The 5,100-nt window shown below is 36.4% G+C and carries 7 protein-coding genes; 6 read left to right on the top strand and 1 reads right to left on the bottom strand.

The window, feature by feature from the left end; translation table 11 throughout:
• Positions 1–98: 98 nt before the first annotated feature.
• Complete coding sequence (locus D5018_RS20525) at positions 99–353, bottom strand: hypothetical protein (protein WP_121840842.1); 255 nt, start codon at positions 351–353, stop codon at positions 99–101.
• A 270-nt stretch (positions 354–623) separates the two neighbouring features.
• Between D5018_RS20525 and D5018_RS20530 the strand changes: the two genes are divergently transcribed.
• The 6 genes from D5018_RS20530 (at position 624) to D5018_RS20555 (ending at position 4,984) form a co-directional block, all read left to right on the top strand.
• Positions 624–1,103 (top strand): hypothetical protein, encoded by a 480-nt coding sequence (locus tag D5018_RS20530; protein ID WP_121840843.1) that lies wholly within the window; start codon positions 624–626, stop codon positions 1,101–1,103.
• Positions 1,096–1,299 carry a helix-turn-helix transcriptional regulator gene (locus tag D5018_RS20535; RefSeq protein WP_243637482.1) on the top strand — a complete coding sequence of 68 codons (204 nt, stop codon included), beginning with the start codon at positions 1,096–1,098 and terminating at the stop codon, positions 1,297–1,299. Before D5018_RS20530 ends, D5018_RS20535 begins: the two co-directional genes overlap by 8 nt.
• Positions 1,300–1,357: 58 nt before the next feature.
• Positions 1,358–2,296, top strand: a complete 939-nt coding sequence (locus tag D5018_RS20540) for a hypothetical protein (RefSeq protein ID WP_121840845.1) — start codon at positions 1,358–1,360, stop codon at positions 2,294–2,296.
• A gap of 195 nt (positions 2,297–2,491) precedes the next feature.
• On the top strand, positions 2,492–3,151 hold the full coding sequence (locus tag D5018_RS20545) for a hypothetical protein (protein WP_121840846.1): 660 nt from the start codon (positions 2,492–2,494) through the stop codon (positions 3,149–3,151).
• A gap of 130 nt (positions 3,152–3,281) precedes the next feature.
• Complete coding sequence (locus D5018_RS20550) at positions 3,282–4,265, top strand: phage integrase (RefSeq protein WP_243637483.1); 984 nt, start codon at positions 3,282–3,284, stop codon at positions 4,263–4,265.
• Positions 4,266–4,495: 230 nt separating this feature from the next.
• Entirely contained in the window at positions 4,496–4,984 is a 489-nt protein-coding gene (locus tag D5018_RS20555) for a hypothetical protein (protein WP_121840847.1), read from the top strand.
• The last annotated feature ends 116 nt before the right edge of the window (positions 4,985–5,100 follow it).

A 5,100-nucleotide genomic window follows, 5' to 3' on the forward strand; every position in this document is an offset into this window, starting at 1 on the left:
TGGATCACCGATTCCGGAATATTGGCAAAAGTGATCCAGGTTAGACTGGAATCAGTGATCCATTTATAACTGGAATAGGTGATCCACTTGAGCCGGAATTACTGATCCACTTTGGCTGGAATATGCACAGAAAAAACAACGACACAAGAAGGGTTTTCACCTCCATAAAGCCTTGACACAACTTCGGAGCGATTAGAACCAACAACTACTTTTCGATTTTCGTTAGTGCCCTCTTCAACGTGAATAGCAGGGAAAAGCACTGGGTTAATATTGTATCTTAAAAATACAGCCCCTATCGCTGCATAGAGAATCGTGCTCAAACACCCTGTTAAAACTATAGTTTTAAGCTTCATTCCATTGATCCCTTCTCAATTTGGCAATAAACAAGTCAAAGGAGAATACTACCTTAGCACTTTGAAGATATTAAGGTTTTCATCTAACAGTGCAGTCTCATATCGGGGCAGAACACTTGTTTTCTTGTTCTAGTGAGGTTGAATAATTTAGAACTCTAAACCCAAAAGTAACAAAATTTTTTAAACCGACATTGACACCTTAAGGTATCAAGAGATACCCTAGGGTTACAAATGATACCTGAAGGTACCATAAATATTTAAGGAAGAATTATGTGGAAACTATCAACACCAGTAAATGAAGAAAAGTTTTTGAAAAAAATTGCATGGCTTTCAATCATAGTTAGCGCTCTGTTTTCTCTTGAAATATTTGATCATTCATGGAATGAATTAAAAGATGCTCATCCAATATTTTTCATTTTCAGTATAGTCGTTTACCTTGTTTTGATTATTACTATGCTGAATCTGCTTTCTCATATCTTAATTTCTACATGGGACATTAGAGATGTATGGTTAGGTCGGTTCCAAGACGAATACTTTAATGCTGTTAATCTTAAGGCTGCTTATTACGCATTAGGTGTTTTAGGAGTGTTTTTGTTGTCTGTTATTTGGCTGGATTCTTTATTGCCAGAGGCCATTTCTTCTATGAGCATACAATCATTCAGCAAACTTAGTATGGGGCTTGGTTTCCTAACTTATGGCTCTTCAATTATATGGGAGCTAAAGCAATCAGATGAAATCGACTGTGAGTAATAAATTAGACAATAACATTGCAAAATTACGGTCACGCAGGAAGCTTTCTCAGCAGCAGTTGGCCGACGAGATTGGTGTTTCAAGAAAGACCATAAGCACGATAGAAACTGGAAGGTTTACTCCATCGGTGGTTATAGCCTTGAATTTGGCAAAGTTTTTTGAAGTATCTGTTGAAGAGATTTTTGAACTGCTTTGACACTTTACCAACCGAACATAGAAGAACTTATTAATAAAAAAGGGAAAGGATATACAGGATGGCATTTAGATTATGGACTTATAAAAGGCCGTTTCATTACGAAGGAAATAATTATGAAGTGAAATACTTCTGTTCGCTTACAACTTATACGTCACAGCTATATTGTAACGGCTCCTTAATTGATGAGTGCACTCATTCGTTTGATGGCGACTTCAAAGTAGTTAAACATAAATTTCAATCTCCAAGCCATTCACAAAAACTTGTTGTTTCGGTGGGATACTATAATTGGTTAAATGTCGGTATCGAAGTTAGAGATAACGACACCTTAGTTTATGCAAGCCACCCAGAAAAAGACATTCACTTTGCAACCGATAAGCTAGAAAGCTTAGGTATTTCTGACAGCTCTCCTGAAGCTGATGAAAAAAGGCAGCAGCAAAAAGAACAGTGGAAAAAAAACAAACCTTCTCTTCTTGCTGATATTGGCATCGGCGCAGCATTCTTTATGGTAGCCAAAATAACGGGAGATTTAACCTTAGCTGCCTTTACAGGGGTTTCCTTAGGCCTAATGCTTGTCGTGATACAGCGCTTTGTAAAAGTAGATTTGCTTGGAGGATTCGCTGTATTTGGTACTGTTATGCTCTTAATATCTGCTCTATTTTCAATAGGATTCCAAAGCGAAGCCCTAGTACAGTTAAAAGGTACCTTTATGGGGATAATTAGTGCCTCAGCATTAATCGTCGATGGCATTTTCAATAAAGGTTGTTATTTTGGCGCTCGCTTTGAACGCTATGTAAACAAACAAATCAAATATCAATTTTTCGTGTTGGGACTTGCAGTTATTGGATTATGCATGGCTGCTATTAACTACGCTGTTGCTACACAATTGTCGGAAGATATGTGGCTTACCTATGATACTTATGTAGAAATGCCAATTTATTTACTTATGCTTTGCATTCTAATTTGGCGAGCAGATAAGAAGACTAAGATATCGGACTAACATTCCAGTGAAGAACGATCAAACGTTACATTCTATATGACGTTTGATCTCATTTTAGATTAATGCGAGTTAAGCATTCCTACACCTATAGGCTTAAATAATAAACAATTATTAATTTTACTGCCCCTCCTATTCCACTTAACTTATTGACTTTGATACACAATGAATTTCTAAGTTAAGTCAGAGGGGGGATCTTTGCCCAAGTTTTATAAAACTAAGCTCACTAAGCCAGTCGCTCATAAAAAATTACTCGGTCTGCTCGAAAGAATCCAGTTTTGGAATAACGAGTACAGTGAGTATTATCAAATTGAAAAAGCGGCTTTGGTAGGCAGTCTAGCTAGAGATGGTGATAGATTTGGTGACATTGATATCTGTATTGATCTAAAGCGTAGTAAAAAGTTTAACCCCGCTGCTCATAGCGAGGATTACATTAATTGGAGGCAAGAAGTTTTAGGCTATGCTCCTCCCAGAGACTTTTTTGCTGAGCTAGGTATGTTCGATAAAGACTTGTTTCGATTCGTAAAAAACAGAGATGGCAGAATTGAACTGCTTCGATGGAACCAATTTGATCCAATCTGCCTTACTCTACAACCATATGTCATCTTAGTTGAAAACGGTATCGGTATTGTCAATTCAATATCGGATATAGAAAGCAATAAAAAATGCTTTACAACAGAGCAAGCATTAGAGCTTGTGAAAAATGACACTCCTCATCACCCAAATGAAATTAGCGGAATTTACTGGGATTCTTATTGCCAATCACTATCGGTTTACCCTGCCTCAATAAGAAATGCCATTCTTAAACGTGATTCAGCCAAAAAAAGGTATGATGCATATCTAGAAGAGAATATTTGAATCAGAGCTTGTTGATGTCTCCACCTGAGTTTATGCGTATGTATATTTTTGAAAATTTAAACATACAACAATATTCGCCCATCAAGTTTTAATAGCTATCACCTAGTAATAATGTTGAGTATTTGTAGCTATGGCTATTATCAACCTAAAAGATGGCAGTGATCAGCCTTGGAAATTAGATATTCGATTATCTGGCAGAGAAAGCAAACGTATTCGCAAGCGCTTTGCTACTCGTGGTGAAGCACTTGCTTTTGAGAAGCACATTCAAAGCAAAGTTGAAGATAAACCTTGGCTTGGTGAAAAGACCGACAATCGAAAGCTATCTGAACTCATCCAGCTCTGGCATGATCTTCACGGTCAACAACTAGCTGAACCAGCAAACCGTTTAAAGAAGCTTCAACTAATCTGTAATGGTCTTGGTGATCCCATCGCTAGTAAGTTGACTGTTAACGATTTTGCTCACTATAGACAAATGAGATTAGATGGTGAAATTGAAGATATGCAAGGCAACAAGTTTTGCGTTAAACCGAATACAGTTAACCATGAACAAGCCTATCTTAACGCTGTTTTCAGTGAACTTAAAAAGCTTGGTGAATGGAAGCTACCTAACCCACTTGATGGCTTAAGCCCATTTAAAATTGCTGAACAAGAGTTAGCGTTTCTTTACCCCGAAGAAATACCTTTACTGCTTGAAGAGTGCCGGAATGCCAAGTATGAACATCTAATCACGGTTGTTAAAGTCTGCCTTGCTACTGGCGCAAGGTGGTCTGAAGCCGAAGGGTTAACTGGAAATCAAATAGCCAATAACCGAATCACTTTCATTAAGACTAAGGGGAAGAAAAATCGGACTGTCCCTATTTCTAAAAGCTTAGCTTCAGAGTTACCAAGAGTTCGAGGTAATCTGTTTCGGCCATGCCGTAAATCATTTCAAGAAGCTGTAAAACGTACTCGAATTCAATTACCAGAAGGACAAATGACCCATGTTCTTCGCCAGCCACTTTATGATGAATGGTGGAAACATCTTAGTATTGAAAGAAATCCTAGGGCATTCAGATATCAAAGACACCATGCGCTACGCCCACTTTGCACCTACTCATTTGGAAGATGCTATTAGTAAAAATCCTCTTGAAAATGCTGGTGAGCAGTAATGCCCTCTTTACAAGTTACTTTCTAGCTTATTTTAAATAACATTCTTCTTAAAACAAAAGCAGAGTTTTTTCACTTTACGAACATAGTCAAAGCAATATAATATTCTGTTAAAACATGAGGTTATAAAAAAATCGTTTAACTTAACTTTAAAGCACCGTAATAAATCACATGTAAATGCAAGGAAAAATTACAATTATGAATAATATTTGGAAAAATATATTGGTTGCACTTGCATTAAGTGCTATTTTTGCAACTACAGGGAGTTATTTTTTATACACAGGGCAACTAAAAATTACCAAATTAGACCTACATCAAGATTTTGATGCAAATTATTTCTCTAAACCAAAGTTTCCTTCCAATAAAATTATTCTTACCGTTGATGACATAGAAAAAGATAAATTAGGCTTATTTAAAATTTCTTTGGTTAACTTCACTACAGAAAACTATGAAAACATTCCCATTAACATAAAAGTAACTCCTAAAAACAAAAACGAATTCAAAATACTTGGTTACTCAGCAGTTGGGCAAGAAGAACTCTATGACTTAGTTAAAGAAACCAAAAAAAAGCACTTTGATGGGAGTTCTCATCACTTTTCATATAATGTTTCCTCTATTAACCGTACGGAAAAAAGTAATTATGGAATGCAACTTAGAATTTTATTCGAAGGAAGAGAAAGGGTGTAGATCTTTTAGATCGACAAACATCATGAAAAGATCATTAATTATCAATGGGATGACTTTGACAAATAGTGCGAAAGGAGCAATTTTATAGTACTTATCAGTTTGCAAACACAACAAGT

The organism is Parashewanella curva, from assembly GCF_003675895.1.
GTDB classification, from domain to species: domain Bacteria; phylum Pseudomonadota; class Gammaproteobacteria; order Enterobacterales; family Shewanellaceae; genus Parashewanella; species Parashewanella curva.